This window comes from Nonomuraea sp. NPDC049649, from assembly GCF_040675175.1.
GTDB lineage: Bacteria > Actinomycetota > Actinomycetes > Streptosporangiales > Streptosporangiaceae > Nonomuraea.
In genome coordinates this window covers 121,873-141,626 of the sequence record NZ_JBFAOH010000015.1, presented here as the reverse complement: position 1 = coordinate 141,626, position 19,754 = coordinate 121,873, and the positions used below count along the sequence as shown (strand labels likewise).

Genomic DNA, 19,754 nt, shown 5'->3' with positions numbered 1-19,754 from the left:
CGCGATCACAACGTGTGATATGTCCTGCTCGTAGCGGACAGGTCCACCCCGGGGCTTCCTTACTGGCGATGATACTTCTAGAATCATCGAATCCGTTTACGAGTGAGTGGGAGCACCAGAGTGAGGGAGCCCGTATGGATCTCGATCTGACGGCGGATCAGAAGCTCTTCCGCACCACCAGCAAGAAGTTCCTCGACAACGAGGCCCCACTGACCCGGGTGCGGGAGCTGGCCGAGGATGCGGCGGGCTTCGACCGCGACTGGTGGAGCCGGGGAGCCGAGCTCGGCTGGGCGGCCATGCTGGTCCCGGAGGAACTGGGCGGGGGCAGCGTCTCCGGGCAGGGCCTGATGGACCTGGCCATCGTGGCCGAGGAGATGGGCCGCTTGGTCACCCCCGGGCCGCTGCTGGCCACGAACGCGGTGATCGCCGGACTGGTTCACGCGGGCGGGCACGAGGAGACGATCGAGCGACTGGTCTCCGGTGAGGCCGTGGCGTCGTGGGCCGTCTACGAGCCGGGTGCCGGGTGGCGGCCGGACCGGCCCGCCGTGACCGCGCGCGCCAAGGGCGACGCCTATGTGCTCGACGGCGTCAAGGATCGGGTGGAGGCCGCAGGGCAGGCGGACCTGTTCCTGGTGACCGCGCAGACCGACAGCGGACCGCTGCAGTTCCTGGTGGACGCGACGGCCGACGGCGTCACCGTCGTCCCGTCCGCGAGCCTGGACCTCGTGCGCCGCTTCGGAGAGGTGCGCCTGGAGGGGGTCGAGATCCCGGCCGCCGCTGTCGTCGGCAGCGTGGAGACCACCCCCGCGACGATCGAGCGTCAGCTCCAGGTCGCCGTGGTCCTGCAGTGCGCGGAGAGCACCGGCGCGGTGGACCGCGTCTTCGAGTTCACCGTGCAGTGGGCCTTCGACCGCTACTCCTTCGGCCGCCCGCTCGCGTCGTACCAGGCGCTGAAGCACCGGTTCGCCGACATGAAGACCTGGCTGGAGGCTTGCCATGCCACTTCGGGCGCGGCCGCCCGCGCCGTCCAGGAAGGCTCCCCCGACGCGGCCGAGCTGATCAGCGTCGCCAAGTCGTACGTGGGACAGCGCTCCGTCGAGATCATCCAGGACTGCGTGCAGCTCCACGGCGGCATCGGGGTCACCTGGGAGCACGACCTCCACCTCTACCTGCGCAGGGTCACGGTGAACCGCGCGCTGTACGGCACGCCGGAGGAGCACCGCCGCAGGATCGCCGACATCCTTGAGGTCTGAAAGGGAAGCCGACATGACTGACCAGCTCGACGAGATGGAAGACGTCGAATCGTTCCGCCTCCGGGCCCGCGCCTGGCTCAAGGAGAACATGCCGAAGCTCGAGGACAAGCCGCCCCTCCGCATCGGCGAGGACGACGACGTGGAGTGGCTGCGCGCCCGTGAGCTGCAGAAGATGCTGTACGCGGGAGGCTTCGCCGGGATCTGCTTCCCCAAGGAGTACGGCGGCCTGGGTCTGACGCCGGCCCACCAGCGTGCCTTCAACGAGGAGTCAGAGGGGTACGAGATGCCTCTGCTGCTCAACATCCCCACCTTCTCGATCTGCGCGCCGACGATCCTCGACATGGGCAGTGAGCAGCAGAAGCGGGAGCGCATCTCCGCTGCCATCCGCGGCGACGAGGTGCTGGTGCAGTTCCTCAGCGAGCCGCGCGGCGGCTCCGACCTGGCCGGCGTGATCACCCGGGCCACCCGCGACGGCGACATGTGGGTGATCAACGGCGCGAAGACCTGGAGCACCAGCGCGTACGCCGCCGACTACGGCCTCCTGCTGGCTCGCACCGACTGGGACGCCCCCAAGCACCGCGGGCTGACCATGTTCCTGGTCAAGGTCAACCAGCCGGGCGTCACGCTGCGCCGCATCAAGATGGTCAACGGCTCCACGGAGTTCTGCGAGGAGTTCTTCGACAACGTCATGGTCCCGGCCGACGCGGTGGTGGGCGAGGTCAACAACGGCTGGGCGGTCGCCTCCCGGCAGCTCTTCTACGAGCGCACCGCCGTCGGCGGCGGCTCGCCGTACGTCAGCGGTGTCGGCCGCCCCAACCTGGTGACGTCGAACTTCGACCTGGTGGACCTCGTCAGGAAGACCGGCACGGCCGAGGACCCCCGGGTGCGGGAGCTGCTCGGCGAGGCCGTCGCCCATCAGCGGGTGCAGGACCAGCTCATCGACCGGGTCACCGGAGGCATCACCCGCGGCCACCTGCCCGATAGCGCCTCGTCGATCATCCGGCTGTTCCACGCGGAGACCGACTGGAAGAACGCCGACGTCGGCCTGCAGATCGCCGGCTCGGCCGCAGTCACCGGCGTCGTCGGCGAGGACGGCCCACTCCGGTACGGCGAGAGCTACCTGACCCGCCAGTCGACCAGCCTCGGCGGCGGGAGCACCGAGATGGCCCGGAACATCATCAGCGAGCGCGTGCTCGGCATGCCACGCGAGTTCGCCGCCGACCGCGATGTGCCGTTCAGCCAGGTGCCGCAGGGCCGCACCTCCTGAACCGTACGCCCGGAGGACGAGAAGGCCGGCTCCTCTGAGGAGCCGGCCTTCTCGTGGTTTCTTGAAACAGCGGGCGAAGGTAGCGTGCCGCGGAAGCCGTTGTGGGATGCGCGCTCAGGAATCGAACGGGTCGTTCGGAATGGCCTCCGTCGTGAAGAAGTACGGAGCGCCGAAGCAGTCCTCCGGCTCCGCGGCGAGCAGGGTGGGCCTGATCCGGCGAGTGCGGATGTTCTTGCGGTTCAGCCAGTTTTCGGCGGAGTCCAGATCGACCACGCGGAACGTGATTCCGTAGATCATGTCGCCCCACTTGGCGACATGCTCACCGAGATGGGAGTCCTCGCTGAGCGGCTGGGCGAGCTGCAGCAGGCAGTCGCCGAGCTGGACGATCTCATAACGGGTCTGGAGCTCGTCGTCGATCCCCTTGGCGACCGGCACTGCCTGGATTTTGCCCACGTACGTGTCCACCGCCGCGTCGAGATCCCTCACGCCGAGGGTGATGTGCGCGAGCCGCTTGATCGTCAGCGGGTGGCCGTACTCCCACATCTTCACCTGTGACGACCAGGTTTCGAGCTGGCGCGGGTCGTTGGGCATGTCGATGGCGCACAGCTCTACCATCAAGCCGGCCATGTCCCGAGGGCTCGGGAAGAAGTAGACGGTCTCCGGGGCCATCTCCTCGAGCTTGCCCCCGCCGGGGCGGCCGATGTAGACGCCCTGTTGGATCAGGTGGTTGCCCAGCCCCACCAGGTCGTCGACCTTGTAGCCGACGGAGTGCAGGTGCTGACCGTACTTCGTGTAGAACTTGCCGACCGGCTTGGCGGCGTTGACCGGGAAGTTCGGGGCCATGGTCTCGATGCACAGATCGCTGATCATGATCAGGCCGGCCCAGCGGTCCTCGACCTCCAGGAAGTTGGGCTCGTCCACGCCCATGTACACCAGGCCGCCGAACACCTCTTCGTAGAACTTGTTCAGCGTCGGCACGTCGTCGGTCATGTGGACCGAGTGGATCATGAGTCCGATGCCGTAATCGCCGGTCTTCTTGACTTGCTTCTGCACGGGGGCCTCTCCTATCTCTGTTGGGATGCGGACGGCTGGGACAGGCTGCGAGAGCACTCTCCTGCGCGGTTACCTCAGGTTCAGTAGGTGTAGAACCCCCGCCCTGTCTTGCGGCCCAGCCAGCCGAGCCGGACATACTGCTTGAGCAGGGTAGGCGGGTAGTACCTCGGCTCCTTGTACTCCTCGTACATGGAGGCGGCCATGTCGTGCACGATGTCCAGGCCGATCAGGTCACTCAGGGCGAAGGGGCCCATCGGGTGGTTGAAGCCGAGCTTGATGACAGAGTCGATCGACTCCATGTCGGCCACGCCCCGTTCGTACGCCCGGATCGCGTCGCACAGGTAGGGCACGATCAGCAGGTTGCCGACGAAGCCCGGCACGTCGTTGACGATGATCGGCTCCTTGCCCAGTTCGACGGCGAAGGCACGGATCGTCTCCACCGTCTCGTCCAGGGTCACGGGCGTGCGGATCACCTCTACCAGCTTCATCGCGGGCACCGGGTTGAAGAAGTGCAGGCCCACCACCCGCTCGGGGCGGCTGGTGGCCCCGGCGAGGATCACCAGCGGAATGGTCGAGGTGTTCGAGGCGATCATCGTCTCCGCGGGCACCAGCTTGTCGATCTCAGCGAGGAGTTCGCACTTGAGCGCCACGTCCTCGTAGACCGCGTCCACCACCAGGTCTGTCCGCGCCACCGCGTCGAGTTCCGTGGCGATCGTCACCCGGCCCAGCGCCTCGGCCGCCTGCGCCTCAGTGATCTTTCCCCGGGCGGCCGTCCTGGCGAACCCGGCCTCCAGTCGCTGCCTGGCCGCCTCGACGTCGGCGTCGTTGCGCTCGACCCCGACGACTTCCAGCCCGGTGGCAGCGGCGACCTGCATGATGCCCGCCCCCATCGTGCCGACGCCGATCACGCCAATGCTCTTGATTTGCACGCTTTCTCCTGTCGTGTCTATTTGTCCGGCTGATGCCCGCTCAGCGCATGTATCCGGAGGCCGGGCGCGGCATGGCAGCGCCTCAGGAACGTCGGCGGTCGATCTCCTGCGAGAACTGGGGCAGCACCGCATGCAGGTCTCCCACGACACCGAAGTCGGAGAGTTCGAAGATCGGCGCGTCCGGGTCCTTGTTCACCACGACGACCGTCTTCGAGGTCTGCATGCCTGCCCGGTGCTGGATCGCACCGGAGATTCCGGCGGCGAGATAGAGCTGCGGGGAGACCGTCTTGCCGGTCTGGCCGATCTGGTGGCTATGCGGGTACCACCCGGCGTCCACCGCGGCCCGCGACGCGCCGACCGCGGCGCCGAGCTGGTCGGCGACCCGCTCGATCAGTGCGAACGCCTCGGCGCCGCCGAGGCCGCGGCCGCCGGCCACCACCACGGAGGCGTCGGTCAGTTCGGGGCGGCCGGACGCTTCACGCGGGGTGCGCGAGGTGATCCGCGCCCCCTTGCCCAGGTCGGTGAAGGAGATCTGGACCTGCTCGACGGCGGGCTCCACCGGAGCTTCCTCCGGCGTGACCGCGTTCGGCTTGACCGCGATCACCGGAACTCCGGCGGGGAACCGGGACCGTACGACGTAGGAGGCGGCGAAGGCCGACTGCACGGCGACCGGCCGACCGTCGTCGCCTGCCTCGACGTTCACGGCGTCGGTCACCACGCCGGAGCCGAGCCGTACCGCGAGCCGCGCCGCCACGTCCTTAGCGTCCGGAGACGAGCCGGTCAGCACGCCGGCCAGGTCCCCGGACTTCAGGAGCCCGCCCGCTACCCGGGCCAGAGCGTCCACCGTGGGCGCCACCAGGAAGTCCCGTGCGGCGGGGTCATCGACGACGTACACGGTCTCGGCGCCGTATCGGCCGAGCTGCTCCACCGCTGCGGGGTCCGCCGCCTGGAGGACGACGGCCGCGGGCCGGCCGAACCGGCGGGCGAGGGTGAGCAGTTCCAGCGTGGACTTGCGGACTTCGCCCTCCGGCGCGTCGACCAGGACGAGAACGTGAGACATGGGGATGGCCTCCTCAGATGAACTTCTGCGCGGCGAGGAAGTCGGCGAGCGCCACTCCCCCTTCGCCCTCGTCTACGACCTTGGGACCGGCCTGGCGGGGCGGCCGCTTGGTGGCCGATACGGTGGCCGACAGGGCGGCGCCCAGGCCGACCTCGTCCCCGGGCACCTCGAGGTCGGCGAGCGACCAGGTCTCGACCGGCTTCTTCTTGGCCGCCATGATCCCCTTGAACGAGGGGTATCGAGCGTCCCCGCTGCGGTCGGTGACGCTCACCACCGCGGGCAGCTCCGCCTCCACCGTCTCCACAGCGACGTCGGTTTCGCGTTCGATCCGCACCGTACGGTCCTTCAGCGCCAGGCTCTGGGCGTAGGTGAGCTGCGGGATGCCGAGCCGTTCGGCCAGCAGGGCGGGAATCACACCGGTTCCCGCGTCGGTGGAAGCCATGCCGCACAGCACGATGTCGTAGTCCAGCTTGCTCAGCGCGGCGGCGAGCACCCGGGATGTGGCGATCACGTCCGAGCCGTGCAGGGCGTCGTCCAGGATGTGCACTCCGCGGTCCCCGCCCATGGCCAGGGCTTTGCGCAGCGCGCCGACGGCGTCGGAGGGGCCCATCGTCAGGTAGGTGACCTCGGCGTCACCGGCCTCCTCGGCGAGCCGCAGCGCCTGCTCGGCGGCGTACTCGTCCAGCTCGGAGAGCTGGCCGTCGACGGCGGCCCGGTCCACCGTGCCGTCGTCGGCGAAGCCTACGTCGCCCGTTGGATCAGGCGTGTATTTGACGAGTGTGACGACTCTCAGCACGACGGTCTACTCCTTCATAGGCGAGCGTCCCCGCGGGGATCAGATGGTCCGCCTGGTCAGTGGGGTGCCCGCGGTCTTGTCGGGCCGCATGTCCGCGGGGGACGACAGCCGGCAGGTGCGGCACACGATTCACGCCTGCGCGGCCATGAACACCTGCTACGCAAGCCGCTCCTACTTCATGAATCTTATAGTTATGAATCTATCGAAGCATAATGCTAGGGTCAACACTCACAATGCCGCGCGCGACCGTCGACATAGTTTGAAAGATTTCCGTGAGGGATGCCTGGAGGCACAACCATGACCACTGCTTCGAACCCGCGCCCGGAAACCGCCTCCGATATCGCGTCGCTGTACGTCGGCGGCACATGGCGCCCTTCCGCGTCTGGGGGCACGTTCCCGGTGACCGACCCCGCGACGGGGGCGTGGATCTGCGATGTCTCCGCCGGTGACGCCGGTGACGCCGCCGCCGCCGTGGCCGCTGCGAGTGACGCCTTCCCCGGATGGGCGGCCCGGACGGCCTACGACCGGGCCGACTACCTCTACCGGGCGTACGAGGTGATGATGTCCCGGCAGGAGGAGTTGGCCAGGGTGCTCACCTCCGAGCAGGGCAAGCCGCTGCGTGCCGCGCGCATCGAGGTCAAGTACGCCGCGGACTTCCTGATCTGGTTCGCCGAGGAGGCCAAGCGCGTCTACGGCCAGACCATCCCGTCCGCCCGCCCCGACCAGCGCTTCCTGGTGATGCGGCAGCCGGTCGGTGTGGTCGGGGCGATCACGCCGTGGAACTATCCGATCTCCATGATCACGCGTAAGCTCGCCCCTGCCCTGGCCGCGGGGTGCACGATCGTGCTCAAGCCGGCCGAGCAGACGCCGCTCTGCGCGATCGAGGTATTCCGGATCCTCGACGAGGTCGGACTCCCCGCCGGTGTCGCCAATCTCGTGACCTCCGACAGCCCGGCCTCGGTCGGCGAGGTCTTCCTCACCGACCGGAACGTCGCCAAGCTCACCTTCACCGGCTCGACGGAGGTCGGCAAACTGCTCGCCCGCGGCGCCGCCGACCAGATGAAGCGGGTCTCCCTCGAACTGGGCGGACACGCGCCCTTCATCGTCTTCGAGGACGCCGACCCCGCGCACGCAGCCAAGGGCGCCGCGCTGGTGAAGTTCCTCAACACCGGGCAGGCCTGCATCTGCCCGAATCGGATCTTCGTGCACCGCTCGATCAGCGAGACGTTCATCGAAGTACTGCGCGACCGGGTGACCGCGCTCCGCGCCGGCTCGGGCCTCACCGAGGGCGTCGCCATCGGGCCGCTCATCGACGCCTCCGCCTGGGAGCGGATGGCGGCTCAGGTCTCCGACGCGGTCGCGAAGGGGGCCGAACTGGTCTGCGGCGGCCAGCGGCTCGCCGGTGAGGAGGTGGACGGCGGCTACTTCTTCGCGCCGACCATCCTGACCGGGGTCACCCCTGACATGCGCATCTACCGTGAGGAGACGTTCGGCCCGATCGCCCCCATCGTCGTCTTCGACGATGAGAAGGAGGTCGTCGAGATGGCGAACGACACCACCTATGGACTGGCGTCGTACGTCTACACCCGGGACATCAGCCGGGCGATGCGCGTCTCCGAGGCGTTGCGGTTCGGCATCGTCGGCATCAACGACATCAACCCGACATCGGCCGCAGCGCCGTTCGGCGGGATGAAAGAGAGCGGCCTCGGCAGGGAGGGCGCCCAGGAGGGCATCACCGAATACCTGGAGACGAAGCTGGTCGGTCTGGCGCTGTGACCGCACGAGGCCCGGCCCCGCTCGTAGCCGTGGCGGGCCGGGCTTCTCGCATGCCCGATCTCCCAGCGGCCGGGCTCCCGTGATGTCAGCGCGACAGGAAGCGGAGCGCCGCTTCCACTGCGCGCGGGTCGGTGGGGGTTGCGAAGTGATCCGAGCCGGACAGCACCCGCACCTGGGCGTCGGGCAGCAGCGCGGCCAGCCTCTCCGGGACGCCCGCCGGATCGCGGTCGCCGATCAGGAAGAGGACCGGGCACCTCACCCCGCGCACCTCGCCCTCGGTCAGCGGTTCGACCCGGCGACGCAGAAAGGCGGCCAGCGCGGCGGGCTCGTTGCCCTGGTCCCTGGCCATCCGGTGGAACAGCCGCGCGGTGACGTCGGAGAGGTCGGGCGTCTCCTTCTCCAGGCTCTCGGCCAGCGCGGTCGCGTCCTGCTCTCCGAGCAGGCCGTCGCCGACGCCCATCAGCACCAGCCGCCGGAACTCGGCCCCGCCCCGTGCGGCGAGGCGGAGCAGGATACCGGCTCCGGCGGAGAACCCGGCGGCGTCCAGGACCCCGTGCCCGGATATGGCGGAGGCGACCGTGCCCTCCACATCCCGGTAGGCGGCGGCATCGGAGGATCGGCCCGACGTGCCGTGCCCGGGGAGGTCCACCCCGACGACCTGTCTGCCCTGGTCCTTGAGCAGGTCGGCCCAGCCCGTGCGACGCCAGCCGTGCTCGAACGACGAGGTGAACCCGTGCACCAGCAGGACGGGGGGCGCAGAGAGCACGGTCATCGCTTCTCTCCCCTTGCGCGCATCGCACGCGTCGACCACGTGACAGCACTCATAGCTCTCCCCTTCGCACCTGGTCGCCGGGTTTTGACGCCCGGTGACCACAACGACTAAGTTATTCGATACATTTATGGCTATCTAACAACTTACTCCCTGGTGGTGCTGATGGCCAGCATGGTCGAACATGACAGCGGCGCAACCGGCGCGGAGAGCACCTCACCCGCTCCGCTGACCGTGACCGAGTGGTGGGACTCAGAGATCCGCGGTGGCGACCCCCTGCAGTTCCCCGCGTACGCCGACGCGCTGAACAGGACGGCGGACGAGTCCGTGCGCACCGGGCTGGCCGTGATCCGCGGGCAGTCGGTCGCGCTGATCGAGAGCCGGTACGAGAACTTCGGCGGCACGATGGGAGCAGCCGCGGGCGAGAAGATCGCCCGCGCGTTCCGGCGGGCCACTGAGCTGAGAGTGCCGGTGGTGGCGCTGACCAGTACGGGGGGCGCCCGGCTCCAGGAGGGCATGGTCGCGTTGATCCAGATGGGCCGCACGACCTCGGCCCGGTGCGCGCACGCCGACGCCGGACTGCTGACCGCCGCGGTCTTCCGCTCCCCCACCACCGGAGGCGTCTACGCCTCCTGGGGCTCACTCGCCGACATCCGCGCCGCCTCCGCCGGCGCGGTGCTCGGCTTCGGCGGCCCGCGGGTCGTGCAGCAGGTCACCGGGCAGCTTCCCCCGCCCATCTCGCACACCGCGGAGTCCGCGTACGCGGGCGGGCTGGTGGACGCAGTCGTCGGCGCGCAGGACGAGGTGCCCTGGCTGGAGGCGGTGCTCGGGGTACGCGACCAGCCGCTGGCGCTGGATCCACGCCGTCCCGCGGTGACCGCGCCGCTCAGCGCGGCCCCGGCACTGGGTACACCCGCTGCCGAAGGCGGCGGAGGGTGGCACACCCTGCTCACCGCGCGCGGGCGGCGCCGCCCGTCCGGCCTGGAGTGGGCCGCCGCGCTGTGCTCGTCGTGGGTGGACCTGCACGGCCTCGACCCGGTCATCAGGGCAGGGCTGGCCACCATCGGCGGCAGACGCGCCGTCGTCATCGCGATGGACCGGCACGCCTGGGCGGACGGCGCCGCCCGGCCGGGGCCCGACGGCTACCGGCTGGCGCAGCGCGCGGTCGCGCTGGCCGACCAGCTTCGCCTGCCGATCCTCACGCTGGTGGACACTCCAGGCGCGGAACCCGGCCCCCAAGCCGAGTTCGACGGCATCGCCGGCGAGATCGCCCGTACGCTTCAGGCCATCTCGCAGGCGCGTGGCGTCACCGTCTCGCTCTGCGTCGGAGAGGGCGGAAGCGGCGGCGCGATCGCCCTCGCCTACACCGACCGCGCGTTCATGCTGGCGGGCGCGGTGTTCTCGGTGATCGGCCCCGAGGCGGCGGCCACCGTGCTGCTGCGCGACGCCGGTCGCGCCCCGGCGATGGCCGACGCGCTCCGCATCACCGGTCCCGAGCTGCGCCGCCTCGGCATCGTGGACGATCTGCTGCCCGACGCCGGTCCCGAGGCGGTCGACGTCGTCCGCGACGCGGTGCTGACGGCGTTCGATTCCGCCACGCCCGGCGACCGCGACGTACGCAGCGACCGGGCTACCTACCCCTGGCTGCGAACAGCCGGCTGACCCCTACCCGACATCCCCGCCTCACCCAAGGACGGAAAGATATGAGCCGCAAAGCGCTGCTTCTCGTGCACACCAATGCCGCCGGGCCCGACAAGGAGGACGAGTACCGCCGATGGTACGACGAGGTCCACATTCCCCAGCTCCTGGAACGGATCCCCGGCATCGTACGGGCGGCCCGATACCTGGCCTCGCCTGACGGACCCCCCGTCTCCGAGCGCTACCTGGCGATCTACGAGATCGAGGCGGACGACCCTGCCGCGGTCCTCAAGGAGATCAACAAGGCCGCGGCATCCGGCCGGCTCGATCTCACCCCGGCGATGGACACCTCCAAGCCGCCGGTGATGGCGCTGTACGAGCCCGCTCACCTCAGCTGACATCTCCGTGAGATCACCCGCGCGCCGGCCCGCCGCTAGAGTGAGCACCTCGGTGGTCATCCACGGCGGTCGTCGCGCGGGTGATCGTCCGCGACGGTGCCGCGCACCTCGTTGCCCAACAGGGAGGACATCGACATGAGCTCGGACGACGCCGTTCTGCTCGACGAGCCGGTGCCTGGAGTCCGGCTGGTCACACTGAACCGGCCCCAGGTCCGCAACGCCATGACCGCCGAGGTCACCGCCGCGTGGACCGAGATCATGTCCGAGGTGAGGGCCGACACCACCGTGCGGGTGCTGGTCGTCACCGGGGCAGGCAGTTCCTTCTGCTCCGGGGCGGACTTGTCCTGGCTCGACCAGGGCGCGGCTCAGGACACCACGCCCGACCGGATGCGCGACCGGATGCTGCCCTTCTACCGGACCTGGTTGTCCCCCCGCGAACTGCCCTTCCCCGTCATCGCGGCGATCAACGGCCCCGCCATCGGCGCCGGGCTGTGCGCCGCGCTCGCCTGCGACCTGCGCTACGCGAGCACCACGGCCAGGTTCAGCGCTCCCTTCATCTACCTGGGCACGCACGGCGGCATGGCGGCCACCTACCTGCTTCCCGAGGCGGTCGGGGTGCCCCGGGCGCGTGAGCTGCTCTACACCGGCCGCGAGCTGAACGCCCAGGAGGCCCTGGAGTGGGGCCTGGTCTCCGGAGTGGCCGACGATGTGCTCGACCATTCGCTGCGCATGGCACAGCACATCGCCACCGCGGCGCCGATCGCCACTCGCCTCACCAAGGCGGGGCTGGAGCAGTCCGCGGCCGGGCTCGCCGCGTCGATCCAATGGGAAGCGCTGGCCCAGCCGGTCACCTTGGACACGTCCGACGTCCACGAGGGCATCCAGGCCAAGCGGGAGCGGCGCCCGCCCATCTTCACGGGCAACTGAGGTGGTTCCCACATCAGGAGCGGTGAACTAGTTTTAGAAGTTTGTTCAAATCTGCGGGAGCAAGCGCACGGAAACTAAGGTATTTTTAGAACTAGCCACGATCAGTGGGCGAACCGGGGGCGAAAGGAGGAGCGCTGTGGCGACTTCGCAGAAGACGGCGCCGGAGTCTCCAACTGAGATCTTCAAGGCGTTGGGAGACCCCATTCGCTGGAAGATCGTTCAGCAGATGGCCGCGGTGGACGAGCTGGCTTGCAGCACGCTGGAGGACACGCTTCCGGTGTCCAAGCCGACGATCTCGTACCACACGAAGATCCTCACCCAGGCCGGCCTGATAGACACGCGCAAGGAAGGGCGCAACTACTACTACACGTTGCGCCGCGAGGTGCTGCACCACCTCGTCGACGAGATGTGGGCCCTCGCCCCCGCGCCGCGCCCGGTGCGCGACGGCAAGATCGACCACGCCCCGGAAGTCACGAAGCGGCGGGGCGGCAGGCGTCAGCGCGCCGCGGAGCGCACCGAGACCGCAGAGCGGGACCTGGTCCTGCTGACCTGGTGACCGCGAGTAAGGGCCGGCGGTCCTGGCGCGGGTCTCGAACCCGTCGCATGGCTGGAAGTCCCGGCTCGGGCGACGTCGGCGGCGCCCCGAAGTTTTACCTCTATGTTTGAGCAGGCCCCGGGAACTGCGGACTTGGAGTTCCCGGCGGAACCGGCGTGCGGGAGCGCGTCTCATAGTGACTGGGCGGTGCCCCCCAACCGTCCATGAAACTGGCCGAGGGGCACCCCGGCGGCGAGTATCCACCGCTCCGGACACCGGCCGCAGACGCGCGCCCCAGCTACCGCGGAAGCCGTCCTGCCGGAGTCCGGAGAGCCGCCTCAGGAAAGCGCCACCGTCGCCGTGGCCGGCGTGAGGGTGTTCCCCTCCTGGTCACGGATGGCGAGGTCCACGTCGGCGTACCGGCGGCTCTCGTCCTCGTAGACGGCACTGACCGTGCCGGAGACCGTCAGCGTCATCCCCTTGGTGTTCGCACCGCGGAACTGGCATGACAGCCGCACGATGGACACCTCCTCCCCCAGCCACGCGCGCAGCGCGTTGTGCAGGTACGACCATTGGAGGTTGCCCATGCCGAAGGCCGAGGGGTACCCGGCGGCGCGGCCGGCCTCGTCGTCCATGTGAATCGGCACGAACTCGTCGTTGACCGCGGCGTACCGGTTCCAGACCGCGAACCCGGTCTCCCTGGTGAACGCGGGGATCTCCTGGCCGACCTCGACCGGCCGTCCCGATGCCTGGTTCGTCATCGTCGTCGCTCCTGATCAGTAGCGGATGAGGGTGGTGCGGGTGCGCTTGATCAGCGTCCCGTCTGCCCTGGTCCAGGTGTCCTCGGTGACGGTCATGAGCATCAGCCCGAGGCGTCCTTGCCGCTCGGAGTACGACTCCAGGCGATTGACGCTGGTGATAACGTCACCGGGCCTGATCCGCTCTCCGTACTCGACGGTCAGGCCGCCGTTGAGCTGGAACTTGAGCCCTGGCCCTGGGATGCCGAGCAGCAGTTCGGTCCGGTCGGGGTCGATGCCGTCGACCTCGGTGGCGGCCCGGGGCATACTGACCTCGGCACACATCCAGGCGAAGGGGTTGAAGTCCTCGGGCGCGACGATGCCGCCGTGCCGGGTGCCCGCCGCGTGTGCCGCGTCCCAGAACAGCCGGGGAGGCTGTTCCGGCCAGTAGACGGCCAGCGCCCAGCGCCGGATGTCGGACTCGGAGACCGGGTAGCTCACCCGCCGGCCGAGTTCCGAACCGACGGCGGCCCGCATCGCCTCCGAGATTACGGTGCCTGGCACATTCGCCTCCGTGGTCGCCTCATGATGACTTCCTTCATTTCGATGATTACATAAGTACTGAACGACCTTGGCACAGTCAAGCTCGCTATGCCACTCCGGCGCTCAGCGCAGACGGAAAGCTCCCTCCAGGCCATCTCAGGACCGCCGCGACCTTCCCGACATGGACGTCGGCAATGCCGCCGCAGATGCCGATCCCTGACGGCTGCCAGCCTGACGCCCATCGTTTGCGCCGCTCAAAGGAGGGATGTGGGCGGCGACCCTCGCTCACACACCCCTCCGTCGGGTGCTGCCGATCCTCACAGGCCTCCGCCTATCCCGCTCCCCAGGGACCGCAGCCGAGTCGTGATGCTTGACCATTGACCTGGCCCGGACATCTACCTAATCTGCTCATACATTCAATGTTAGCGAAACATGGAAGTTTCGCCCCCGGAGGGTGATGACCGTGGATCTTCAAACCGGCACAGTGGTTGACCATGAAGCCCTGGCCCGTCTGCTCAGGCCCCGGACCATCGCCGTCGTCGGCATCAACGATGCGTCGAGTTGGCGTGAGCGCGCTCACGCCACGCTGCACAGCGACGCCGAGGTCTTCTTCGTCAATCCGGATCGCGAGGCCGTTTTCGGGCGCCGCACGCACCCGAGCCTGTCCTCGATCGGCCGTCCGATCGACGCGGTCATGTCGGTCATGCCGGATGAGCCTACGACCGCGCTGATCGAGAGGGCCGCGCGGCTGGACATCGGCGGACTGGTCGCCGTCGGCGGCAACGCATCCGGGACAGGCACGGCCGCTAGGGCCCTTCAGAGCCGCATGAAGGCAGTAGTGCGCAAGAAGGGCATACCCCTAATCGGTCCGAAGAGCCTCGGCTTCGTCAACGTGCCGCAACGTATCAATCTGACCGCCGCTATGTCCTGTTGGGCACGTCCCGGAGGTATTTCGATCGTGTCCCAGAGCGACGCGCTCCTCAATCGTCTCGCTGGGGCCGGCGACCGCGCGGGATACGGCTACAACCTGCTGATCAGCGCAGGCAGCGAGACAGTCACCGACTTGGCTGACTACGTCGAGTTCCTGGCAGCGGACCCTGACACCCGCGCCATCGCCCTAATCGTCCAGACGATTCGCAGGCCGGAGGTGTTCTTCGCGGCGGCCCAACGGGCAGCCGAGGCCGGCAAGCCGGTCGCGATGCTCAAACTGGCGCGGGGTGACCGATCCCCCGGCTCTTCGGAGCCCGACCCGGCGGAGAACCTTTGGATGCTCGACATCGCACTCCGCCAGTCTGGGATCACCGTGGTGGCCGACCTAAGAGAGCTGCTGGATTACCTAGTAAAAGCGGACCCGACGAGTTCATGCCGAGCCCCACTTCGCCCTATCCCCGCGGCAGCCGTCGCAGGGGTCGGCTCGAGTGCCGATACAGGGACCCCCGGCCCCAGCATGTTCAGCGGCCGACGCAATTGCCCCTACCCCGATGAGGCGCCCAGCACGCTGCCCCAGCCCGGCCGCATGTCCCGTCCTGACCCGCGCAGCTTCATGACGTTTCCGCGTGCTCGGAAGACTTTCAGAAGGGAGACTCCGCCACCGGTAGCGGCCTTGCCACGCCCCCAGGCATCGACCATGCCTCTTCCCGGTGGGCGGTTGCTCCCGTTCGAGGCCACTATGGAAGTCCTGAAGGGAGCGGGCATCCCGGTCGCTCCGTATCACGTCCTGCGGGACGATGACGACCCCATGGCTGTGCGGATGCTCTTCCCCGGCCCCTACGCCCTCCGGCTGGCAGACACCCGGGACCTCCAGGCGCGCATTGCAGCCCGCGAGGACGTCCCGGCGGAGGAACTCGCTTCGGCGGTGACAGGGCTGCGTGCCGTCGCGACGGAGTACTACGTGCCGCCAGTGGTCGTGGTGCAACCATACCTGGAGGTTCTGGCGCAGTGCTTCGTCGGCCTGTTGCCCAACAGCGAGCTGGGCTCGACGGTCATCTTCGGTACGGGCGGGAGCGTCGCGGAGAAGGCTCCCGTCGGCGGCAGGATGGCACCTCTCAGTTTGCAGGATGCCCGTTCGCTCATCTATGAGTTCGACGAGGTGGCGGGCGACGGCTGGGACGATCGCGAGCGGGAGGAACTGGCCGGCATCCTGACGGCCGCCGGGCGCCTGGCCGTGGCGGCACGCGGCTGGATGCGTTCCTTGGACGTCAACACACTGGCATGCACCAAGTCGGGTCTCCTGGTCACAGACGCCTTCTGCCTGCTCCACGAAGACCACCGTTGAACCGCGGAAGCGAACCCGGCCGGCCTTCGCACGCTGCCGCACAACACCCACTTGTCGGAGCGGAATGGGTGGTGGAACCACACGGCCTGGTCCAGGCCGGCCTCTCATGCCCTCTCCCTGGATCGGGGGCAGAGTCTGCAGCCGTCGCCCGGCGGAACGGCCGAGCCGGCACCCGGCGGCTGCCCTCGTAGTGACCTCATAATGTCCGCCCCTAACTGGACTCCCACGCCCATTCGCACCATGAACGCTATCAGTTTGATGAGATTACAGTAAGCATTGCGACAACCTATTCGGTTAGGTCACACTGTCGGACACACTCATCGACGGCAAGCCTGTTGCGGCGACAACTGGGCGAAATCGGTGAAACAGCCAGACGAATAGGCGCATGAGGCGCTCTTGGAAGGAAACAGAAGATGATTCCCCGTAAGGCCGGACGACTCCAGCGGCTCAGCATCCTGACCCTGGCAGTTGCGACCGCGACGACCCTTGGAGCTTGCGGCGCCAGCGGCGCGGCAAGCAACGTAGAGCGCGGATCGGGTGTCCCGGTCGGCAGTGACTCCGCCGCGTACGCCGAGGCGCTGAAGGACATGGATCCCGTCACCATCCGATTTGGCGGCATGACCACCGGCCCGGGCACTCCTGGCGTCGACGCGTTCGTCGACTGGGGCAAGAAGGTCACCGAGATGTCCGGCGGAAAGATCAACTTTGACTTCGACTTCGCCGGCGCGAAGGTGCCCCTCGACAAGATGGCTGACGCTCTAGGACAGGGCCGGATCGACATGGGCTTGTATATCCAGTCCTACCAGCCCGACAAGTGGCCGGTGGCGAACCTGGTCACGGCGATGTCGATGTACGTGAGCCCGGCGCCGCTCACCGGTCGTCTGGCGACGTTCGGCGGGGAGGCCGAGTTCGGCCTGACGTGGGAGCCGGTCACCAAGGAAGCGGAAGCGGCGGGAATCCACCCGCTGTACCCGATCTACCCTGCCGGTGACACCCGATTGATGTGTGCCGGTGACGGCGCGGTCTCCTCGCTCGCCGACCTGAAGGGCAAGCAGATTCGAGTCGTTGACAAGACGCAGGCGGCTCTGGCTACCGAACTCGGCGCCACCCCGGTCTCCCTGACCTTTCCTGAGCTGTTCACCGGCCTTCAGCGTGGCGTCGTCGACTGTGCCATCAACTCGCTCAGTTCGTACGCTTCAGGCGGGTTCGACGCCGTCCTCAGCAGCTGGATCTCCGGCACCAAGCCGGGAGGCGACTTCATCGACACACCCCAGGGCTGGGGGATCAGCCAGAAGCTATGGAACCGACTCCCGCTCGCGGCGCAGCAACTGATCTGGGACAGCCAGGCCGACATGGTCGAGGGCCAGCTCCGTGGCCAGTTCACCAGCCTTATGGACGGCGTCGAAGCCCTCAGAGCCGCGAAGGGCCGCACCTACGACTTCGACGACGAAGTGACGTCGAAGATCGCGGCGTTCAACGAGAAGAACGCCGCGAACGTCGCAAAGCAGATTGAGGATGCCGGGCTGGCCACCGACGGTGCGGCCGTGGTCAAGCAGTACAAGGACCTCGTCGAAAAGTGGATTGGCATCGTCGAAGGTGACCTGGGAAACCCGGCCGACCTGTCCTGGGGGACCGTCACGAGGGCGGAAGCGGAAGCGATCGACGTCGGTGCCTTCGCCGACAAGTTCTACCAGGAAGTCCTGCTGCCTCACCGCCCGGCATAGAGCCGGTCGCGAACGGCACCAGAGAAGGGCTGTAGCCAATGAAGACAGTGGCGAGCGCGTACGAACGGTGGGTCGGCCTGGCCCTCCAGCTGATCAGCGGCTCCGCGATGGTCGTGTTGATGATCCATGTGGTCCTCAACGTGGCCAGCCGCAGGCTCCGCAATGCCCCGGTCGAAGGGACTCTCGAGTGGGTGGGTAACTGGTACCTGCCGATCATCGTGCTCGCGGGTCTGGTGGTTGCCCAGCAGTCCAACAAGCACGTGCAGGCGGAGTTGCTGTTCCACCGGGCTCCAAGGGCGATCCAGTTCGAGTTTCGCATCATCGCCTTCGTCCTGTCCGCCGCCCTGGCGCTCGGGATCGGCTGGTACGGCTGGGAGCATGCGCTGCAGAACATGGCGATCGGGCTGAGCGCCGGAGTGACGGGCGTGACGATCTGGCCCGTGACCTTCCTGGTGCCGATCGCGTTCCTGCTGTACGCCGTACAGATTGTCATCGATGCCACGCGGCTGGTGACGACCGGCCGCGAGGCACCGGGCGTATTGCCTGTGAATCCGCAGGAAGGGCAGCCGAAGAGCGTCCCGGCTGGAGAGGTGGTCTGACGATGACGCAGCTGGTTGCTACGGCGCCGCAAGCTCGGACCGGCAAGCCATGGGTGTGGCGGCTGGCCTTCTACGGCCTCCTCGCGATGACCCTCTGGCTGACCATCGGCTTCGAAGCCACCGAGATGACCGGTGTCGGCGCGACGCTGATGATGCTGGTGCTCCTGTTCATGAGAGTGCCGGTCGCCATTTCCCTCATCGTGCCGTCCGTGATCGGCATGACGAAGCTCTACGGCTGGGGCGTCGCCGCTCCGCTCATGTTGGGCGAGATGCTCTACAGGGAGAGCGCGTCCTGGTCGCTCAGCGTGGTGCCGATGTTCATCTTCATGGGCATGATCCTCTGGCGCGCCGGCATCACCGCCAAGTTGTACGACGCGATGAACGTGCTGTTCAAGCGGGTCCCAGCCTCCTTGGCGGTGGGCACAAACGTGGCAGGTGGCGGACTTGCCGCGGTCAGTGGCTCGACGATGGGCACGACGTATGCACTGGCTCGCATCGGCATCCCGGAGATGCTCAAGGCCGGCTACGACCGCCGGCTCGCGACCGGGTCGGTGCTCTTCGCCGGTCTGAGCGGTCAGCTGATCCCGCCGAGCGTCCTGCTGGTGGTGTTCGCCGGTGTCGCCTCGCTACCGGTAGGCCCCACCCTGTTGGCGGGGGCCCTCCCGGGCGTCATCCTGGTTGCGATCACAGCTGTGGTGCTGATCGGCATCGGACTGGTGAAGCCCAGTCTGGTCGGCGGCGGCCAGACCGGCGATCGGGTGGACCCGAACGCAGGTCTGTCGTTCGCCCAGAAGGCCAAGATCGTGCTCGCCTGCTGGCCGGCGCCCGTGCTCATCGCCATCATTCTGGGTGGCATCTTCACCGGGCTACTGACCGAGACCGAGGCCGGTGCGACCGGCGCCTTCGCCGCGCTGTTGCTGACCTTCTGGTTCAAGCGACGCGACTCCCTCAAAGAGATCTGGACCTCGATGGTGGAGGCCGCGGTCGCCACGGCGTCGATCTTCTTCATGTTGATCGGTGCCATGATCCTGACGCTTCTCGTCGGTGACAGCGGGGTGGCAGACGGGATCGCGACCTGGGTCATCGACGCGGACCTCTCGCGCGTGACCTTCCTCACGGTGATGTTCGTGGTCTTCATCATCGCCGGCATCTTCGGCGAGAGCATGGTCGCCATGCTTCTCACCGTGCCGATTCTCATGCCGCTGTTGCCGCATCTCGGCATCGACCCGCTCTTCTTCGCCGTCTTCATCGTGCTCTGCGTCGAACTCGGCATGGTCCTGCCGCCCACGGGCGTCCTGGTCTACGTCGTGCACGGCATCGCGCAGGAACCGGAAGTGCATGGTGGCCAGGAGATCTCGCTGAAGGACGTCTTCGTCGGCGTGATGTGGCTGCTGCCCGTGCCCATCCTGCTGATCATGGTGCTGACGCTCTTCCCAGAGCTGGTCACTTGGATCCCCAACAGCATGTGACCGCCC

General features: G+C 68.0%; 18 protein-coding genes. 11 read left to right on the top strand and 7 right to left on the bottom strand.

The features are described from left to right. The first annotated feature begins 134 nt into the window (after positions 1-134). Together AB0J42_RS20825 and AB0J42_RS20820 are read left to right on the top strand one after the other, a co-directional pair. Positions 135-1,253, top strand: a complete 1,119-nt coding sequence (locus tag AB0J42_RS20825) for an acyl-CoA dehydrogenase family protein (protein ID WP_364296720.1) — start codon at positions 135-137, stop codon at positions 1,251-1,253. Between the two features lie 13 nt (positions 1,254-1,266). Continuing rightward, positions 1,267-2,520, top strand: coding sequence for an acyl-CoA dehydrogenase family protein (locus AB0J42_RS20820; RefSeq protein WP_364296718.1), 1,254 nt, complete (start codon positions 1,267-1,269; stop codon positions 2,518-2,520). Positions 2,521-2,634: 114 nt separating this feature from the next. Here AB0J42_RS20820 and AB0J42_RS20815 read toward each other — a convergent pair whose 3' ends face one another. The 4 genes from AB0J42_RS20815 to AB0J42_RS20800 form a co-directional block, all read right to left on the bottom strand. Then, on the bottom strand, positions 2,635-3,573 hold the full coding sequence (locus AB0J42_RS20815) for a hypothetical protein (protein WP_364296716.1): 939 nt from the start codon (positions 3,571-3,573) through the stop codon (positions 2,635-2,637). A gap of 80 nt (positions 3,574-3,653) precedes the next feature. Then, positions 3,654-4,502, bottom strand: coding sequence for a 3-hydroxyacyl-CoA dehydrogenase family protein (locus AB0J42_RS20810; protein ID WP_364296714.1), 849 nt, complete (start codon positions 4,500-4,502; stop codon positions 3,654-3,656). An 82-nt stretch (positions 4,503-4,584) separates the two neighbouring features. Beyond that, positions 4,585-5,562, bottom strand: coding sequence for an electron transfer flavoprotein subunit alpha/FixB family protein (locus tag AB0J42_RS20805; protein ID WP_364296712.1), 978 nt, complete (start codon positions 5,560-5,562; stop codon positions 4,585-4,587). A 13-nt stretch (positions 5,563-5,575) separates the two neighbouring features. Continuing rightward, positions 5,576-6,358 carry an electron transfer flavoprotein subunit beta/FixA family protein gene (locus AB0J42_RS20800; protein ID WP_364296710.1) on the bottom strand — a complete coding sequence of 261 codons (783 nt, stop codon included), beginning with the start codon at positions 6,356-6,358 and terminating at the stop codon, positions 5,576-5,578. 297 nt (positions 6,359-6,655) lie between these two features. On the opposite strand from AB0J42_RS20800, the gene AB0J42_RS20795 reads away from it, so the two are divergent. Continuing rightward, entirely contained in the window at positions 6,656-8,134 is a 1,479-nt protein-coding gene (locus AB0J42_RS20795) for an NAD-dependent succinate-semialdehyde dehydrogenase (RefSeq protein WP_364296708.1), read from the top strand. Positions 8,135-8,219: 85 nt separating this feature from the next. On the opposite strand, the gene AB0J42_RS20790 is transcribed toward AB0J42_RS20795, so the two are convergent. Further along, a complete protein-coding gene (locus AB0J42_RS20790) occupies positions 8,220-8,906 on the bottom strand; it encodes an alpha/beta fold hydrolase (RefSeq protein WP_364296707.1) in 687 nt (228 codons plus the stop codon). A gap of 162 nt (positions 8,907-9,068) precedes the next feature. Between AB0J42_RS20790 and AB0J42_RS20785 the strand changes: the two genes are divergently transcribed. From AB0J42_RS20785 to AB0J42_RS20770, 4 genes are all read left to right on the top strand, one after another. Then, positions 9,069-10,565, top strand: coding sequence for a carboxyl transferase domain-containing protein (locus tag AB0J42_RS20785; protein ID WP_364296705.1), 1,497 nt, complete (start codon positions 9,069-9,071; stop codon positions 10,563-10,565). A gap of 41 nt (positions 10,566-10,606) precedes the next feature. Then, positions 10,607-10,939 (top strand): hypothetical protein, encoded by a 333-nt coding sequence (locus AB0J42_RS20780; RefSeq protein ID WP_364296703.1) that lies wholly within the window; start codon positions 10,607-10,609, stop codon positions 10,937-10,939. A gap of 135 nt (positions 10,940-11,074) precedes the next feature. After that, positions 11,075-11,866 carry an enoyl-CoA hydratase/isomerase family protein gene (locus AB0J42_RS20775; RefSeq protein ID WP_364296701.1) on the top strand — a complete coding sequence of 264 codons (792 nt, stop codon included), beginning with the start codon at positions 11,075-11,077 and terminating at the stop codon, positions 11,864-11,866. A gap of 136 nt (positions 11,867-12,002) precedes the next feature. Then, positions 12,003-12,422, top strand: a complete 420-nt coding sequence (locus AB0J42_RS20770; protein ID WP_364296699.1) for a metalloregulator ArsR/SmtB family transcription factor — start codon at positions 12,003-12,005, stop codon at positions 12,420-12,422. A 317-nt stretch (positions 12,423-12,739) separates the two neighbouring features. On the opposite strand, the gene AB0J42_RS20765 is transcribed toward AB0J42_RS20770, so the two are convergent. Both AB0J42_RS20765 and AB0J42_RS20760 read right to left on the bottom strand, forming a co-directional pair. Then, positions 12,740-13,162 (bottom strand): hypothetical protein, encoded by a 423-nt coding sequence (locus tag AB0J42_RS20765; RefSeq protein ID WP_364296697.1) that lies wholly within the window; start codon positions 13,160-13,162, stop codon positions 12,740-12,742. Positions 13,163-13,177: 15 nt separating this feature from the next. Beyond that, entirely contained in the window at positions 13,178-13,702 is a 525-nt protein-coding gene (locus AB0J42_RS20760; RefSeq protein WP_364296695.1) for a MaoC family dehydratase N-terminal domain-containing protein, read from the bottom strand. Between the two features lie 442 nt (positions 13,703-14,144). Here AB0J42_RS20760 and AB0J42_RS20755 point away from each other — a divergent pair, with 442 nt between their 5' ends. From AB0J42_RS20755 to AB0J42_RS20740, 4 genes are all read left to right on the top strand, one after another. Further along, positions 14,145-15,956 carry a CoA-binding protein gene (locus AB0J42_RS20755; RefSeq protein WP_364296693.1) on the top strand — a complete coding sequence of 604 codons (1,812 nt, stop codon included), beginning with the start codon at positions 14,145-14,147 and terminating at the stop codon, positions 15,954-15,956. Between the two features lie 413 nt (positions 15,957-16,369). Further along, complete coding sequence (locus tag AB0J42_RS20750; protein ID WP_364296691.1) at positions 16,370-17,680, top strand: hypothetical protein; 1,311 nt, start codon at positions 16,370-16,372, stop codon at positions 17,678-17,680. Positions 17,681-17,718: 38 nt separating this feature from the next. Continuing rightward, positions 17,719-18,279: a TRAP transporter small permease gene (locus AB0J42_RS20745; protein ID WP_364296689.1), complete on the top strand. Its 561-nt coding sequence runs from the start codon at positions 17,719-17,721 to the stop codon at positions 18,277-18,279. A 2-nt stretch (positions 18,280-18,281) separates the two neighbouring features. Then, positions 18,282-19,748, top strand: coding sequence for a TRAP transporter large permease subunit (locus AB0J42_RS20740; RefSeq protein ID WP_364296687.1), 1,467 nt, complete (start codon positions 18,282-18,284; stop codon positions 19,746-19,748). Positions 19,749-19,754: the final 6 nt, after the last annotated feature.

Bases quoted from the DNA above. Each gene is read 5' to 3' on its own strand.
- AB0J42_RS20745 (WP_364296689.1), top strand. From the start codon at position 17,719: ATGAAGACAGTGGCGAGCGCGTACGAACGGTGGGTCGGCCTGGCCCTC.
- AB0J42_RS20775 (WP_364296701.1), top strand. From the start codon at position 11,075: ATGAGCTCGGACGACGCCGTTCTGCTCGACGAGCCGGTGCCTGGAGTC.
- AB0J42_RS20825 (WP_364296720.1), top strand. From the start codon at position 135: ATGGATCTCGATCTGACGGCGGATCAGAAGCTCTTCCGCACCACCAGC.
- AB0J42_RS20765 (WP_364296697.1), bottom strand. From the start codon at position 13,162: ATGACGAACCAGGCATCGGGACGGCCGGTCGAGGTCGGCCAGGAGATC.
- AB0J42_RS20780 (WP_364296703.1), top strand. From the start codon at position 10,607: ATGAGCCGCAAAGCGCTGCTTCTCGTGCACACCAATGCCGCCGGGCCC.
- AB0J42_RS20790 (WP_364296707.1), bottom strand. From the start codon at position 8,906: ATGACCGTGCTCTCTGCGCCCCCCGTCCTGCTGGTGCACGGGTTCACC.
- AB0J42_RS20795 (WP_364296708.1), top strand. From the start codon at position 6,656: ATGACCACTGCTTCGAACCCGCGCCCGGAAACCGCCTCCGATATCGCG.
- AB0J42_RS20785 (WP_364296705.1), top strand. From the start codon at position 9,069: ATGGCCAGCATGGTCGAACATGACAGCGGCGCAACCGGCGCGGAGAGC.
- AB0J42_RS20750 (WP_364296691.1), top strand. From the start codon at position 16,370: ATGATTCCCCGTAAGGCCGGACGACTCCAGCGGCTCAGCATCCTGACC.
- AB0J42_RS20820 (WP_364296718.1), top strand. From the start codon at position 1,267: ATGACTGACCAGCTCGACGAGATGGAAGACGTCGAATCGTTCCGCCTC.
- AB0J42_RS20740 (WP_364296687.1), top strand. From the start codon at position 18,282: ATGACGCAGCTGGTTGCTACGGCGCCGCAAGCTCGGACCGGCAAGCCA.
- AB0J42_RS20805 (WP_364296712.1), bottom strand. From the start codon at position 5,562: ATGTCTCACGTTCTCGTCCTGGTCGACGCGCCGGAGGGCGAAGTCCGC.